Raw genomic sequence first — 15,617 nt, 5'->3', positions numbered from 1 at the left:
GACGGGTGGTGCTGGGCATGAGCCCCCCTTGATCCAGCGCGCGGCGCGCGGCGCAGCGGCTGGGTGGTGCTGAGATTGTCGGATATGCCGCCCCTGTCCCTGAAGGCTTGTCGGTCCTCCGGACTCGCATGGCAGCCTGTGAATTTTGACTGAGACATATTCAAGACACGGTCAAATGGAAGTCAAGGTTCCATTGGGCCCTTCCCTCTGACTTGCGAAAACTTTACGGTTCGGGAGCTCTGCGTGATCTCTGGGGAGGGGTTTTATGTCTGCGAACCTTGGCGGCTGGTTCAGCCGCCAATTCGATGTGCGTCGTGCCGCCAGACGGCGGCCGTCGCCCGCTGCGCAGACGGCGACCCTGGCGTTGATCGCGTCCCTGCTGGCGGTGCCGACGTTCGCCCAAGCGGCCGAACCGGCCTTCCCGGACGCCCCACAGGTCAAATCCGTGACGGTGCACGATGTGCCGACGAAACCCGCACCGAAGGCCGGGGCACCCCTCATCCCGTGGAAGCCACGGGCGACGAGCTGGCCGGCAGCGGGAACCGCGACGGTCGATCTTGTTGGCACCACGACCGAGGCGACCCAGAAAGCCGCACCTTCGGGAACCGCGAAGCTGGGCACAACCCCAAACAGCAACTCGCCGTGGAAGCGGGCCGGCACCCTTCCGGTGCAGGTGAAGCTGGGAACACAGCTTCAGGGCACAACGGCGGCGAAGGCTGCAGGCACTCCCTCTGCCGGTCCGTCACAGGTCACACTGCAGATGCGAGACCGGGCCACCACGGCCAAGGCCGGCGTCAACGGTCTGCTATTCACCGCGAATACCCCACCCGGGTCAGCTGCGGGCCCCGTATCGGTCGCCGTGAACTACTCGGCATTCAAGGACACCTACGGCGGAGACTGGTCCTCGCGCCTGCACCTGGTCCAGCTGCCCGCCTGCGCTCTGACCACGCCGCAGAAGCCGGCCTGTCAGGTGCAATCCCCTCTGGCTGGCAACAATGACTCAGCCGCATCACAGGTGAGCGCAACGGTTGCCGTCCCGGCTGAACCTGCGACCTTCGCGCGACCTAAGGCCTCGTCGGCACAGACGACCTCGATGGCCCCGCAAAGCAGCATGATGGTGTTTGCCCTCACCTCGGGCACATCGAGCGGAGGCGGCGACTACTCGGCCATCCCGTTTGCTGCTTCCGGCTCATGGACGGCGGGGGGTAGCAGCGGCGACTTCACCTACTCCTATCCCATCAAGGTTCCGCCCACGCCGAGCAATCTGACCCCTGAGGTAGGGCTGAGCTACTCCGCTCAGTCCGTGGACGGCCGCCTTGCGTCCACCGACAACCAGACCAGTGGGATCGGCGAAGGGTGGGGCGGCGACTCTGTGGGCGCGGTGACGCGCTCCTACGTCTCCTGCAAGGACGACCCGGCCGGAACCGCGCCGAAGGTGACGGACAACTGCTGGGACGGACAGATCCTGCACGTCGTCCTTAACGGGCAGTCCGAGGACATCGTCTGCGACGCAGCACAGGACGCCGCCTGCGTCTCTTCCACCACGGCCCCGGCCTCGACGCCCACGCACTGGAAGCTGTCCGGTGACCCGACCGCCAAAGTAGAACTCGTCGTCGCCGGGAACACCGCGCAGAACGACACCTACGACGGCGACTACTGGAAGATCACTTCCGGCGGCAAGATCTACTACTACGGCCGCAACACCATCCCGAACTACGGCACGACACATTCCGCCTGGACAGTCCCGGTCTACGGTGCTCACTCCGGGGACCCCTGCTACAAGGCGGCCTTCGCCAGTGCTTCCTGCCAGCAGGCATGGCAGTGGAACCTCGACGAGGTCGAGGACGTGCACGGCAACGCGATCGTGTACTACTACGGCCAGGAGATCAACTACTACGGGGCCAACAACTCCACCACTGGGGTGAAGTACACCCGTGGGGGCTGGCTCGACCACATCGACTACGGCCTGGGCAACGGCTCCACCATCGCCCCGCAGCGCGTGCAGTACGTGCAAGGCGACCGTTGTGTGACCGGTACCTGTGACCCGATCGCCTCGAACACGGCGAACTGGCCGGACGTCCCGTACGACCTGAACTGCAACTCCGGCGTGTCCTGCGCGAACCACGCGCCGTCGTTCTGGACGCTCAAGCGATTGAAATCGATCAACACCGGGATCCACGACGCCGCCGCCCCCAATTCTTACGCCAACGTCGACACCTTCGCGCTCACCCAGTCTTATCCGGCCACCAATGACGCGAACGAGAAACCGGCGCTGTGGCTCGACCAAATCAGTCGGAATGACGGCGCTCTGCCACCGGTGAAGTTTGCCGGAATCAATCTGGCCAACCGCTTCAACACCCGTAGTGGCTACGCCAACTTGAACAAGTGGCGAATCGCCGGTATCACCACGGAGAGCGGCGACGCGATCAGCGTCAACTACCAGGCCCCGGTCGGGTGCAGTACCAGCACGGTGCCCTCGACCAACACAACCGCGTGCTTCCCGGTCTACTGGGCGCCAGACGGTCTTCCCGACCCCATCCTGGACTGGTTCAACAAGTACGTAGTCCGCTCAGTCAGTGACAACGACACCACCGGTGGCTCCGCCGGCACCGTCACCACATACGACTACACCCACGGCAAAGCTGCCTGGCACTACGACGACAACGAGACGGTCAAGGCCAAGTACCGCACCTACGGCCAATGGCGCGGCTACAGCGAAGTACAGACCCGCACCGGCAGCACCACCGACGGTCAGACACTGTCCGACACCATCTATTACCAGGGCATGGACGGTGACACGCTACCCGGTGGTGCCACCCGATCAGCAAGCGTCGCGCTGTCGCCGGCCGTCACTGTGCCGGGCGCTGCCGCCAGCGTCCCCGACACCAACCAACTGGCCGGCAATACCCGCGAAACGCTGACATACAAGGGCTCCGGCGGCCCCCTCAGCAGTGCTGTGGTCTCGTCGTACTGGACGAGTTCTGCCATGGCAACCCGCGCACGCACCGGGCTGGTCGCACTCACCTCACGCATAGTGCGACCCGTGGCCACGATCACCACGTCGGCTGTCACTTCCGGCGCGGCGACGACCTGGCGCACCACGCAGACCACCAACTCTTACGAGAAGACCACAGGGCTATTGCGCTATGTCGACGACAAGGGCGATGTCAGCGTTCCGGCGCAGGAAACCTGCACCACGACCTCCTATGCGCCAATCAATGCGATCTGGAGCCTGATCGGGCTGCCCACCGAGGTGGAGACGGACAAGGGTCCCTGCGCGACAGGCGACGCCACCACCTCCAACGGTCTGGGCTACCCCACGGGCGTGAATCGCCCAACCGATGTTCTGTCCGACAGGCGCACCTACTACGACACGGCGCCCCCCACCAGCTGGCCTCCGGCACTGCCCACCAGCCAAGCAGTACCCACACTGGGCGAAGCAACCTTGATCGCCCAGGCGAGCGACTACACCGGCGGCGCCTTCACCTACCAGGTCAAGGCGGCCGGTGACTTCGACCCCTACGGCCGGTCCACCGCGGCCTGGGATGCGCTGGGGAACAAGAACACCACCGCCTACACCACCAGCGGCGGTCAGACCACAAAGATCACGGTGACCAACGCCAAGAGCCAGACGGTCAGCACCGCACTGGAACCCACCCGAGGCGCATCCACGTCCGTCATCGACGCGAACGCGGCCGAGACCGACACCACATACGACGCCCTCGGCCGCACTACGGCGATCTGGCTTCCCGGACGCGCGAAGGCGACCCAGACCGCCAACTACACCTTCGTCTACGCCCCGTCGGCCACGGCCCCCTCGGCAATCACGACGAAGAAGCTCAACGAGGACGGCAGCTACACCGCCAGCGTCCAGCTGTACGACGCTTTGCTGCGGGAACGCCAGACCCAGACAATGACGCCCCAGGGCGGGCGACTCCTCACGGACGTCTACTACGACTCCCGCGGCTGGGTCTGGAAGACCAACCACGACTACTGGGACGGCTCCAGCGGACCCAACACCACCCTGGTGGCAACCACCGACCCACAAGTCACCAACCAGAGCCTGGTCACCTACGACAGCCTGGGCCGGCCGACCCTCTCGGTCTCCCAATCCAAGGGCATCGTCAAGGAACAGACCAAGGCGATCTACGGCGGCGACCGCACCACAGTGATCCCGCCGACGGGCGGCACACCTGGCACGACGATCACCGACGGCCGCGGCCGGACGACTGAGACCGACAGCTACACCACCGTCCCCACGATCACCGGAGACCAGGTCACCGGCGGCAGCCCGGCAGCCACCAAGTTCACCTTCGACGCCTCCGGCAGCCACGGGCAGAACACCGCCATCACCGACCCGGGCGGAAATCAGCGCACCTACAGCTACAACCTGCTCGGACAGCGCACCGCACAGATCGACCCCGACACCGGCACCACCGCCATGACCTACAACGCCGCGGGCCGACAGACAACGTCGACCGATGCACGGGGCAGGACCGTGGCTGCCACCTACGACGTCCTCGGCCGCAAGACCGCCACCTACGACGGCCCTGACAGTTCCGCGCCCAAGCTGGCGAGCTGGACCTACGACGACGCCGCAGTGACCAACAGCATCGGTCGCCAAACCGCGTCATCGCACTACGACAGCGCGGGCAACGCCTACACCACCGCCACGACGGGCTTCAACGTCAATGGCAGCCCCAAGGGCACGACGATCACGATCCCCCCAAGCGTCGTTGGCCTGGGCGGGCCCTACACCTACACCAACACGTACACCAAAAACGTGGGCCTGCCGTACTCCGTCAGCTACCCCGCAGCCGGCACCCTTCCCGCGGAAAAGGTCACCACCGGCTACAACGCCATGGACATGGCCACCTCCTCGGGGGGACTGGCCGCCTATACCTCGGACACCCAGTTCGACGCCCTGGGCCGCGTCGTTCAGATGACCGTCGGCCGACTCTCCAACACCGCCGTGTTCACCAACGCCTTCGACGAACACACCGGCGCCCTGAACAACACCACCACCACCCGCGCCATCGCCCCCCAAAAGGTCGAAGACACCACCTACGACCGCGACCCGGCCGGGAACATCACGCGTATCACCGACAACCGGCTCGGCACCGCCGTCGACACCCAGTGCTTCAACTACAACCTGCTCGGCCGCATGACGGATGCCTGGACCGCTACCGACACCTGCGCCGGAGCTCCCAGCACCACCGCGGGCAGTGCCACCGTCGGCGGACCCGACGCCTACTGGTCCACCTGGACCTTCGACGCCAACGGCAACCGCACCACCCAGACCCAGCACGCGCTGGCCATCAACACGAGGGACACCACCACCGCCTACACCTACGGCAAAGGCGGCGACACCACCCAGCAGCCGGACACCCTCACCGGCACCCAGACCACCCTGCCCGACGGCACCCAGACCGGCGGCAGCTACACCTACGACGCACTGGGCGACACCACCACCCGTACCACCACGCCCGGTACCGACACTCTGATCTGGAACCACGAGGGCCAGCTCGAAAGCCTGAAATCGACCGGCCAAGACAACCCCACCACCTACACCTACGACGCGGACGGCAGCCAACTGCTCCGCTCCGACCCGGACGGGAAGACCACCCTCTTCCTCCCCGGCGAGGAAGTCGTCTACGACTCCGTCGCCAAAACCACCTCGGGAACCCGCTACATCTCCCTCCCGGGCGGCGTCACCATGACCCGCACCGGAGCCGGCACCGCCTACAACTTCGTCGCCCCCAACGACCAAGCCACCGGCACCTCCAGCCTCGACGCCACCGCCCAGACCCCGACCTTCCGGCTCGTCGACCCCTACGGCAACCCGCGTGGTACCCAGCCCACCACCTGGCCCGGCGACAAGGGGTTCGTCGGCGGAACCCAGGACAAGACCACCGGCCTCACCCACCTCGGCGCACGCGACTACGACCCCGCCCTCGGCCGGTTCATCTCCGCGGACCCCATCCTCGAAGCCACCGATCCCAACCAAATCGGCGGCTACGCCTACGCGGGCGACAACCCTGTCACCCACAGCGACCCCGCAGGTCTCTGCGTCTATGAGTGGGATGGCGGCCCCTGCCTGTCGACCGGCGGCGGCAAGGGCAGCGAATCCATCGACCGGACCGGAAACACCCACCGCGATCACGACGAAGTGGGCCCGCCGAAACCTGCTCCCAAGGGCACTGGAAAGAAGAGCTCTCAGGCCGGAGGGGGAACAGGCAACCCACAGCCGCGCCAGATCTGCTACTACGCCATGGGCCTGAATCACTGCGGCCCCGACACCGCCATTCACAACAAAGTCTCGACGTGGCAGGCAGTTGTTGTCGGAGTGGCGATCGCTGCTCCTGTGGCGGGACTCTGCGTCATCATTTTGCTGGAATGCATTGCGGCTGGCACAGAAGCCGCTATTGCGGGAACGGAGGCCGCCGCAGGCGGCGGAGCGGGCATCGTCACCGCAGGTGCCGGCATAGCGGCGATCGAAGAGGGAATGGCCGCACGGGAAGAGGCCGCGGCCGCGACTGCTAAAGAAGATGCAGCAATCGCTGCTGGTAAAGCATGCGCCACAAAGAACAGTTTTGCGGCATCCACCGCCGTACTCCTCGCCAACGGCGCCACGACAACCATCGATCACGTCCATGTCGGCGATCAAGTTCTGGCGACAGATCCGGTAACCGGAACGACGAAGGCGGAGACAGTCACCAACGTCATCGTCACAAAGGATGACAAGGACTTCACCGATCTTACGCTCCACACTCCAACGGGCAGTCGCACCATCACCTCGACCCAGCATCACCCCTACTGGGATGTGAGCCGCTATGAGTGGGTGAACGCGGCAGACCTCCACGTCGGCGACAAGCTCCGCGAACCGGACGGCACATTCCTCACCGTCGTGCGAGTACGCAACTACCACCAGACTGTCGACACCTACAACCTCACCGTGAGCCAACTCCACACGTACTATGTACTGGCCGGTACGACGCCGATCTTGGTCCATAACTGCGGAACTGGCCCCGATGGTCTTATAGACCTAGGGGCTGCCTCTAAGTCTGGAGCTGCTGCAGATAAGGGTGGATATTCTGTTTCCGGTCGCGCTCTGCAAAAGCACGCGGGTCGTTCGGGAACTGGCGGGAACTGGCCGAGGCCGACCGGGAGAGAGAACCCTACGGGCTGGAACGAGGCTGGCCAGAATATGCTTGACGATATTCTGACTAGCCCTGATTCGGTCGCGCACCTTGGCTACGGGCGCGTCGGTGGAACCTGGCAGGATACGCTCGACGTTCGTCTCCCCAGTGGGCTGGGGGCACGGTTTGACCTCGGTGGAAACTTCTCGGGTTTCCTGGACTAAGAGGAGGTTCTTTTGTGAGGTATGAAGTATTCCAGGATCGCCGCATTCAGGTCATCGACATTGATGACACAAATGGGGAGCATGTGATTGAATTTGTCGATCCGACTATCGATGAAAGTGGATCAATTCTTGCTGTATATGGCTCCGGAGATGGCTGGTCGGATGCGCAGGTGAGTATCAGTCCGAAGGTTGAGAGCGTGTCTGCAGAATTCGTTGAATGGGCGCTCTCGGTCGCTCGGAGAAAGATGTAGCACGCACGAGGAAGGCCCCATTGGAGTTGCTCCCAATGGGGCCTCGCTAGCGGCTTGACGGCAGTAGTTGACGGCAACGTCAGCGGACGAGTGCTGCACAAAGCGGTGGTTCGTCGCCGTCCTCGGGTCGGGCTGCAGGCTCGGCGGGGAGGCGGAGGGCGTTGCCGAGGAGGTCGATGGCGTCGCGCTGGAGGCGGAGTCGGACGTGGGCGTACACCGTCGCGGTCACTCCGATGTGGGCATGGCCCAACAACTCCTTGATGACGACGAGCTCGACGCCCTGCTCCAGGAGGAGTGTGGCCGCCGAGTGCCGGAGATCATGAAACCTGATGCGTCGCAGGGCGGCTCGGCGCAGGAGGGCGTTGAAGTGCCGGGTGAGGGTGGCCCCCTCGATCGGGTTGCCGTCGGGCCGGGTGAAGACGTAGCCGCTCGCCTTCCAGCCCGTCCCCGCCGCCTCGCATTCCTGGGCCTGCCGGTCGCGATGCTCCTCCAGGGAGCGCAGGCACTCGGTGGGCAGGGCGATCCGCCGTTCCGAGCTGTGGGTCTTGGTGGGCAGGGCGGTCAGGCCGGCGGAGTCGGTGCGTTGGAGGGTGCGGCGGATACTGGCGGTCGCGCCCGTGAGGTCGAGGTCTTCCCAGCGCAGGCCGAGGAGTTCGCCCTTGCGGAGCCCGGTGCGCAGGGCGAGTTCGAACAGTGCGCTGAGCCGGTGGCCGTGGACGGCGGCGAGGAAGGCGCGGGCTTCCTCGCCGGTGAGGGGTTCGAAGCGGCGGGGGCGGGGTGTACCCATGCGGACGTTGCGGGCGACGTTGCGCGGGATTTCCTCCTCGCGGACGGCGTGCTCCAGGGCGGACTTGAGGACGGAGTGCACGTAGGCGAGCGTCAGTGGTGACAGCCGCTTGCGGCAGCAGGTTCCGGTCGCGCAGCACTGGGGCTGGTCACGCGCGGCATCGAGGCCGCGTGCGCAGCACTGGCAGGTGGTGCGGAGTTGGTCGAGCCAGGTGCGGACGTCCTTGGCGGTGAGCTTGGCGAGCTTCTTCCGCCCCAGGCCGGGGATGACGTACAGGCGCACGCAGGCGGTGTAGCGGGTGTGGGTGTTCTCCCGGAGGCGGTGGACGGCGACGGTCTCCAGCAAGTAGGTCAGGAACGTGGCAACGCTGCCCTGCGCGGAGGGAGCGGCTATGCCGCGGTTGCTGGTGGCAACCTTTTCTGTCAGCAGGGCCAGCGCCTCTTTCCGCGTGCTCCCGTAGACGTGGATGCGCTTGCGGGTGTCGCCGACGGCCAGGACGTATCCGGCGGCTTCCCAGCGGCCGTCCTTGCGCTGGTAGACGGTGCCGTCGCCGTTGGCGCGGACCCTGCGCGAGCCGGTGCCGGGAGCGGAGGTGAGGTTGGTGCCGGGGTTGGCCATCAGGCTGCCTGTTCGAGTTGGTGGTGGACGAGGGCGGTGAGGGCGTGGGTGGGGATGCGGCGGGCGCGGCCGATGGTGATGGAGGCGAGCTGCCGGGTGCGGATGAGGTCGTAGACGGTGGAGCGGCTGATCTTCAGGCGCGCCATGACCTCGGGCACGGTCAGCAGTTCGGCGTTGGCGGTCACGCGCTCGCCTCGGTCTGGCCGGGTGCGGTCAGCGGGTCGGTGGAGTGACCGGCGCGGTCACTGGCGCGTCGCGTCTGTCGGGTGCGGGCTGACTGCTCGGGTTGGGGCTTTGGCGTGGCGGCCAGGAGGTCTGCGAGGTGGGCGAGTTCGGGCAGGAGGCCGCTTCCGGTGTACTGCCAGTGCGAGATCACCAAGGTGGTGTCCGTGTCGACCTGCCGCTCGCTCCCTGCACGGTGACCGCTGCGGTGACCGGCCTCGGGGTCGGTGTGACCGGCGGTCAGGTCAGTGCGGTCACTGCGGTCACTGTGCTGGTCAGTGAACGGCCAGCCCTCACTGGCCTGCTGCTGGGCGTCGTTCTGGCGGGTGCGCCAGGTGGTGCGTTCGGCTCGGAAGTGGGCGAGGGTGGTGGAGTAGTGGCGGGTGCGGGTGGAGAAGTGGCCTCGGAAGCCGAGCATGTGGGCCCATTGCCGCAGGCGCAGGTGGGCGTGCTCGGGTCGGATGCCGAGGTGCCAGGCGGTGTGGATCATTTGGCGGGCGTGGTCGGTGAGGTCGTGTTGGGCGAGTTCGGCGAGGAATCGGAGTCGGCGGTCGAGGGTGCCGGTGGTGGTTTCGGCTCCCTTGGTGGCGTATTTGGCGATGTAGGCGGCGACGTGGCGGTCGGTGACGGGGGCGTGGTCGGTGAAGTCGGTGCTGCGGATGGCGCGGACGTCGATCTGCCGCCCGAACCGGAACACCGTGGGCTCCGTCGGCTGCGCGGGCCCGGCCGCCCTGACCCGGGAGCGGTGCTGGTGCGGGACGCGGGTGCGGTGGGCGGCGGCGTGGACGGCGTGGTCGAGGAGGTCGGTGGTGGCCCAGGTGGGCGGGGTGCTGGTGGGGCCGGTGGGGCCGTCGATGCGGATGACGGTGTGGAAGTGGATCTGTCCGCGCTTCTGGTATTCGGCGACCTTGGCGTACGACAGGGTCGCGTGGTGGCGCAGGGCGCGCTGCGTCAGACCAGCCGCATGCGCGATCTCGCGGCGCAGGTGGCTGGTGAAGCGTGCCCACAATGCAGGCGCGTGGGCGTTCCAGAGCACCGCGCCGGTGTAGTCGTACCCCTGCGGGTTGAGCGGTGTGCCGAGGCGCGGGTCGCTGTCACTGTGCCGGGTACCACAGGTGCACGGGGATGCGCCGGGTTGGTTGTGGACGGGGCCGAAGCCGGGGGCGGTGAGGGTGGCGAAGACGCGGGGGTGGGTGGCGACGGTGGTGGGGACGGTCTTGCCGCCGCGTAGCCCGGCGGCGATGAGTTGGTAGGTGTCGTAGCGGTAGACGTTCGAGCAGGACGGGCAGCGGGTGGCGCGGCGGTTGCCGCAGCGCAGCAGGAGTTCGCCGGCCGGGAGGTGGCGGGTGTCGAGGTGGTCGAGGATCTGGCCGGTGACGGTGTCCAGCCGGGTGCGGTGCCCGGTCATGCGGATGGGGCGGGCGCAGCCGCCCAGCGAGCCGATCTGCCGGGCCAGGGGTGCGAGGTGTCCGGCGGCGGCGAGCTTGGCCAGCCGGGCCGTCAGCCGCGCCCGACGTTCTAGCGCCGAGCCACGATTCGCCGACGCGTCGGCGGTGCTGGGGCGCGCAGGTGTGGCGAACATTGCGTTCGTGGGAGCGGACGTGGTTGCGGGGGAGGGGAGTTGGGGCTGTGCGGGCATGGAGACAGACCTCCGGCAGGGAGCGAGGAAAGAAGAGGGGCGACTGAGGGGCGACCCGAGTGGTCAGCGCACGAGGGCACGGTGCGCGAGTCGTCGGGTGTGGGTGGTGGGCCGGGGGCGTCTGGCCTGGTCAGCGGTGGTGTTCACCAGCGGTGCGTGAAGGTAGCATCGCTTCAACGGCGCATTCAAGTGCATCCCTCCTCATCTACTTCGGTGGCCTGGTGGGGTGCGGGTACTGTGCCTGGGCTTCCCGTTTTGGACGGGCCGGATTTCGGTGATAGTGGCGCGGAGAGGGCAGGTGGCCAGCGGTGACGGTCGGGAGGCAAGGGCGTAGGCCGGCGGGGAGCGCAGTGCTGTTGACGTTCGAGGTCATCGCCGAATCCCTGCGGGAGCGGATCCGCTCCGGCGGGCTGAAGCCGGGGGACGCGTTGTCGACGCAGGCGGTGCTGATGGCGGAGTTCGGGGCTTCCAGCTTGTCGGTGCAGAAGGCCATGGCCCTGCTGAAGCGGGACGGCTACGCGATCTCCCGCCCCGGCAAGGGCACCTTCGTCGCCCAGCCTGACATCGACATCGACACCGACGAAGATCCCGGCAGCTCGGACGTAGGGAGCGTGCCCGTCGGCGGGACGGCGGCTCGCGTCGAGGCGCTGGAGCTGGCACTCGCCCAGACCGTGGAACAGCTCACTGGCCTGCGGGCCCGCGTCGAAGCACTGGAGGCGGGCTTCACCAGGTGAGGCTGCTGACCCCCGGCCCCTGGACGGCCAGGGGCTGTGAGTGTGCGTCCAGATTTTCTCTACGAGGTTCAAGGCGGGCCCCGCCCGCTGGAGCTGGCCGCCGTCGTCGACAAGCCCACCGTTCACTCGGGAGGGCAGCGCGGCAGGTGGCGAGCCGCCCCTGTAGCCGGGGCGTGATCCAGGGCTGCGAGGGCGGCAACCGGGCAGATCGCCGGGCTGACCTGAATTGGGCTCCTGGCAGAGCAAGTTGTCGCCTGCGACCGTCCTACGGCCGGATCGCAGCGTAGGACCGGCCAGGGGGCCGATCCTCGCGTGCGTCGCACCGGGCTCACCGAGGGCGGTGGCCGGCCCCGCCTGCGGCGGGGAGCAGTGCTCCCGGCGGTCGGCCCTCTCGGCAGACCCCTCCCCGGCCCGGCCTCCGCGCCGCCACCCCGACGCCCGAAGGGTGCCCTCCCCGGCAGATTCGCATCCGCGTAGGCCACGGCCAGCCAGGACAGGTACAGCGCCCACCGGTCACCGACTACGCCACTGGCGAGCCGGGAGCCTTCCTATGAGCACCGACCACCCCGGGGCGCCGGACGGCTGTTCGAGTGGCGGTACGGACGGGTGGAAGCCCGGTGTCCCCGGGAGTTCCGCCCCGTATGCTGAACTCTGTCAGCCCGCAGCATGCCCCGGTGGAGGTCCCGATGAGCACACCCGACGCGGACCACTTCGCCTACCCGCCGATCAGGCCCCGCCTGTCGGTCGAGGAACTCCTTGCGGCCAAGAACACCCAGCCGATCCGCTCCCTGGACGACCTCGCCGCCGACACTTTCGAGTCGGATGAGGAGCTGGAGGAGTTCCTGGCCTTCACGTACGCCGAGCGCCACCGCGACGTGGCCTGAGCCGCCGCCGTGCAGCCCGTCATCCTCGACACCGACGTTGCCTCGCTAACCCACAAGCGCAAGCTCACCGGTCCGCTGGCCACCCGCCTGATCGGCCGGAAGCCACTGATCACCTTCGTCACCTTCGGCGAGCTGACCAAGTGGACCGAGATCCGGCACTGGGGCACCCGCAGTCGCCAGGAACTGGCCGACTGGCTCTCCGGCATCCCGATCCTTCCGGGCGACGAACCCGTCGCGGCGATGTGGGGCCGACTGTCGGCCGCGGGCATCCAGCGCGGACGCCCCCGACCGATCAACGACATGTGGATCGCCGCGTGCTGCCTGACCTATGACCTGCCGCTGGCCACGCTCAACCTCAAGGACTACGAGGACTTCAGGACCCACCACGGCCTGCGCATCCTCGGCACCGAATAGCCCGCCAGTGCGACGTCGGCAGCCGCCAGGCAGGCGCAGTGGTCTAGTCCTCTGACGGCAGTGGTGACGGCAACAACCACGGACATCAGCGCACAATCACGGACCCCGACGCACCGTCAAAACCCTGCTGACCTGCGAAAACGCAGGTGGGGAGGGGTCAAATAGCACACGTACTATGTACTCGCGGGCTCGACGCCGGTCCTTGTGCATAACAGCGGGTGTGGCGACGTTGCATTGGGGCGAGGGACCAATTCCGGCGACGCTTTGTCCTCCTTCACCTCTCCGAAGCCGGAGACTGAATTCGTGTTCGACTCCGACGCAGGAGAATTCCTGGCAGGCGACCGTGAGCGAATTCCTGGGGGGCTCAGTCCACATGAGCAACTGGCAGAATCCATGGGTGCCGATAAGAATACTGTGCTGGGCGGCACCATCTTCCGCGATAATGGCCGCTTGGTGTTCACAGAAAATAGTGGGCACTATGGTCATAGGTGGACGGATGCGACGCGCCAGCAGTTTCAAGAATTCTTGAATGGGCATGGAATTCAGTATGACTACAGGCCGTGGGGTTGAGATGACCGAATGGACTCCGGTGGTGTATCGCGGCGACGAGGCATGGATTGGAATCATGCCCGACGGTCGGATCGGCGTAGGCGTTGAGCTGGAAGGCCGGGCGACGCTTGAGGGCTCTGGGTTCGTTCCCATGTGGCCTTATTTGGAGCGCGATCTTACTGCCTGCCTTAGCGAGTTTTCCCGCGCATGGGAATCTCTCAATGGGGGCGGCGTGTCAACTCCCGAGAGGCTGGTCGAGCTAACGGTTGGGTCGGCATGGAATTCTGGCCGCTCGTATTGGATGCAGCTAGCCGCCCCCTGGGCTATCGAGATGGCACAGCAGCCAAATTTCGACCGTGAACTCATTCGTGAGCTTCTCGGTAGGATGGAAAATTCGGAGGTTCTGACTCCGGAGGTACGGGATCGAGTTCAACGTCTTAATTCGTAGGTGAAGCCTGCCATGGCGATGGTGGCTGACTTCTAGATCCCTATGGTGAACGCCGACATGGTGCGGCTCCCCGGGTAATTGAAGTAGCAGCGTCGGGATGCGGAAAATGCCAAAGAGGCCCCGCTGGATTTCGTTTCCAGCGGGGCCTCTTTGGGGTCTTGACGGCAGTAGTTGACGGCAACGTCAGCGGACGGGTGCTGCACAAAGCGGCGGGCCGTCGCCGTCGTCAGGTTCGCTGGTGGCCTCCAAGGGATTGCGGAGGGCACGGCCGAGGAGGTCGATGGCGTCGCGCTGGAGTCGTATGCGGACGTGGGCGTACACCGTCGCGGTCACCCCGATGTGGGCATGGCCGAGGAGTTCCTTGATGACGACGAGTTCCACGCCCTGCTCCAGAAGCAGGGTGGCCGCCGAGTGCCTGAGATCATGAAACCTGATGCGTCGCAGGGCGGCCCGGCGGAGTAGGGCGTTGAAGTGCCGGGTGAGGGTGGCTCCCTCGATCGGTGAGCCGTCGGGCCGGGTGAAGACGTAGCCGTTGGCCTTCCAGTCGGTCCCTGCCGCTTCGCGCTCCTGTGCCTGGCGTTTGCGGTGCTGTTCGAGGGAGCGCAGACACTCGGTGGGCAGAGCGATGCGCCGTTCTGAGCTGTGGGTCTTGGTCGGCAGGGCGGTCAGGCCGCTGGAGTTGGTGCGCTGAAGGGTGCGGCGGATGCTGGCGGTTGCGCCGACCAGGTCGAGGTCTTCCCAGCGCAGGCCGAGGAGTTCGCCCTTGCGCAGGCCGGTGCGTAGGGCGAGTTCGAACAGCCCACTGAGCCGGTGGCCGTCGACGGCGGTGAGAAACGCGCGCGCTTCCTCGGTGGTGAGAGGCTCGAACCGGCGGGGTCGAGGTGTTCCCATGCGGACGTTGCGGGCAACGTTGCGGGGGATCTCCTCTTCTCGGACGGCGTGCTCCAGTGCGGACTTGAGGACGGAGTGCACGTAGACCAGGGTCAGCGGGGACTTGGAGGCTGTTGATGACCAGGGCCGTTCAATTGGTTAGGGAGCTCGTCGCCCGGATTCCCGAGTTTGAAGATCTTTATGTCTCACATGAATTCAACAATGAAGGAGTGCTTCCACATCTGTTTTTCTGGGAGGTTGTAGGGGAAACAATTGATTCATATCTGGGCAAGGACTCTGGCCTTCCGGATTGGCGAAAAACGCTCCTTTTCCTGGAAGATCAGAGCTCCTTGGGGATATCCGAAGTGAATGAGATCATCGTCACTTCCTTCCTTGATAAACTGCCATTTCCGGGTAGTCCGGGCTGCGGAATAGTTGAGCACCTTGGACCTGTCATGGCCGGAAAATTCGCAAGAATTCGTCCTGCCGGATGACAGTCGGATGGAGTGGTGCAGCTGCCGCATCGCTGCGATGCGGAGCATCTGCGACCGGATGACTGACTACACCGGCGGCGACGACGGCATCTGGGTGGGGCTGATGATCGGCGCCAGTCCGGGCAAGGGCCTCCCCGTCCAGCCGATTGTCCCGACCAATCCCAGCGACGATCCCTTCGAGCACTACGACAACAGATTGTGGAAGGTCGTCCTGGCCGGTACTACAGGGGCGGTTGGAGAGCTCGTAGGCGTCGTTGCGCGTAGTGGATCCGTTTGCTGATGGTTTGGTGGGTTCTGCGCCACATGGATTGGGCGAAGACGAGCGCGGAGGGGTGGCGCACATG

General features: G+C 66.1%; 11 protein-coding genes and 1 pseudogene. 8 read left to right on the top strand and 4 right to left on the bottom strand.

The window, feature by feature from the left end:
- The first annotated feature begins 1,303 nt into the window (after window positions 1–1,303).
- Window positions 1,304–7,363, top strand: coding sequence for a polymorphic toxin-type HINT domain-containing protein (locus O3W51_RS26615; RefSeq protein WP_269287504.1), 6,060 nt, complete (start codon window positions 1,304–1,306; stop codon window positions 7,361–7,363).
- Window positions 7,364–7,377: 14 nt separating this feature from the next.
- Window positions 7,378–7,614, top strand: a complete 237-nt coding sequence (locus O3W51_RS26610; protein ID WP_269287502.1) for a hypothetical protein — start codon at window positions 7,378–7,380, stop codon at window positions 7,612–7,614.
- A 79-nt stretch (window positions 7,615–7,693) separates the two neighbouring features.
- On the opposite strand, the gene O3W51_RS26605 is transcribed toward O3W51_RS26610, so the two are convergent.
- Genes O3W51_RS26605 through O3W51_RS26595 form a run of 3 tightly spaced genes read right to left on the bottom strand, consistent with a single transcriptional unit; the run spans window position 7,694 to window position 10,823 of the window.
- The gene (locus tag O3W51_RS26605) at window positions 7,694–9,019 is read right to left on the bottom strand and encodes a tyrosine-type recombinase/integrase (RefSeq protein ID WP_269287501.1); all 1,326 of its coding nucleotides are present in this window, start codon (window positions 9,017–9,019) and stop codon (window positions 7,694–7,696) included.
- Complete coding sequence (locus O3W51_RS26600) at window positions 9,019–9,204, bottom strand: helix-turn-helix domain-containing protein (RefSeq protein ID WP_269287500.1); 186 nt, start codon at window positions 9,202–9,204, stop codon at window positions 9,019–9,021. Before O3W51_RS26600 ends, O3W51_RS26605 begins: the two co-directional genes overlap by 1 nt.
- Window positions 9,201–10,823: a replication initiator gene (locus O3W51_RS26595; protein ID WP_269287498.1), complete on the bottom strand. Its 1,623-nt coding sequence runs from the start codon at window positions 10,821–10,823 to the stop codon at window positions 9,201–9,203. Before O3W51_RS26595 ends, O3W51_RS26600 begins: the two co-directional genes overlap by 4 nt.
- Before the next feature lie 407 nt (window positions 10,824–11,230).
- On the opposite strand from O3W51_RS26595, the gene O3W51_RS26590 reads away from it, so the two are divergent.
- The 4 genes from O3W51_RS26590 to O3W51_RS26575 all read left to right on the top strand — a co-directional run bounded on the left by O3W51_RS26590 (window position 11,231) and on the right by O3W51_RS26575 (window position 13,482).
- Window positions 11,231–11,614: a winged helix-turn-helix domain-containing protein gene (locus tag O3W51_RS26590; protein ID WP_269287496.1), complete on the top strand. Its 384-nt coding sequence runs from the start codon at window positions 11,231–11,233 to the stop codon at window positions 11,612–11,614.
- Between the two features lie 686 nt (window positions 11,615–12,300).
- Window positions 12,301–12,498, top strand: a complete 198-nt coding sequence (locus O3W51_RS26585) for a hypothetical protein (RefSeq protein WP_269287495.1) — start codon at window positions 12,301–12,303, stop codon at window positions 12,496–12,498.
- A 9-nt stretch (window positions 12,499–12,507) separates the two neighbouring features.
- The gene (locus O3W51_RS26580) at window positions 12,508–12,912 is read left to right on the top strand and encodes a type II toxin-antitoxin system VapC family toxin (RefSeq protein WP_045562922.1); all 405 of its coding nucleotides are present in this window, start codon (window positions 12,508–12,510) and stop codon (window positions 12,910–12,912) included.
- A gap of 204 nt (window positions 12,913–13,116) precedes the next feature.
- Window positions 13,117–13,482 carry a polymorphic toxin type 43 domain-containing protein gene (locus O3W51_RS26575; protein ID WP_269287493.1) on the top strand — a complete coding sequence of 122 codons (366 nt, stop codon included), beginning with the start codon at window positions 13,117–13,119 and terminating at the stop codon, window positions 13,480–13,482.
- A gap of 610 nt (window positions 13,483–14,092) precedes the next feature.
- On the opposite strand, the pseudogene O3W51_RS26570 reads toward O3W51_RS26575, so the two are convergent.
- Window positions 14,093–14,902: pseudogene (locus tag O3W51_RS26570) on the bottom strand (tyrosine-type recombinase/integrase); the annotation flags it as partial.
- A 14-nt stretch (window positions 14,903–14,916) separates the two neighbouring features.
- On the opposite strand from O3W51_RS26570, the gene O3W51_RS26565 reads away from it, so the two are divergent.
- Complete coding sequence (locus O3W51_RS26565; protein ID WP_269287491.1) at window positions 14,917–15,273, top strand: hypothetical protein; 357 nt, start codon at window positions 14,917–14,919, stop codon at window positions 15,271–15,273.
- 58 nt (window positions 15,274–15,331) lie between these two features.
- The gene (locus tag O3W51_RS26560) at window positions 15,332–15,553 is read left to right on the top strand and encodes a hypothetical protein (protein WP_269287490.1); all 222 of its coding nucleotides are present in this window, start codon (window positions 15,332–15,334) and stop codon (window positions 15,551–15,553) included.
- Window positions 15,554–15,617 lie beyond the last annotated feature (64 nt).

It is taken from the genome of Streptomyces sp. H39-C1 (assembly GCF_027158125.1).
Lineage (GTDB): Bacteria > Actinomycetota > Actinomycetes > Streptomycetales > Streptomycetaceae > Actinacidiphila > Actinacidiphila fildesensis.
This window is presented reverse-complemented; position numbering and strand designations above follow the sequence as displayed.

Bases quoted from the DNA above. Each gene is read 5' to 3' on its own strand.
- O3W51_RS26605 (WP_269287501.1), bottom strand. From the start codon at position 9,019: ATGGCCAACCCCGGCACCAACCTCACCTCCGCTCCCGGCACCGGCTCG.
- O3W51_RS26595 (WP_269287498.1), bottom strand. From the start codon at position 10,823: ATGTTCGCCACACCTGCGCGCCCCAGCACCGCCGACGCGTCGGCGAAT.
- O3W51_RS26585 (WP_269287495.1), top strand. From the start codon at position 12,301: ATGAGCACACCCGACGCGGACCACTTCGCCTACCCGCCGATCAGGCCC.
- O3W51_RS26565 (WP_269287491.1), top strand. From the start codon at position 14,917: ATGACCAGGGCCGTTCAATTGGTTAGGGAGCTCGTCGCCCGGATTCCC.
- O3W51_RS26560 (WP_269287490.1), top strand. From the start codon at position 15,332: ATGACTGACTACACCGGCGGCGACGACGGCATCTGGGTGGGGCTGATG.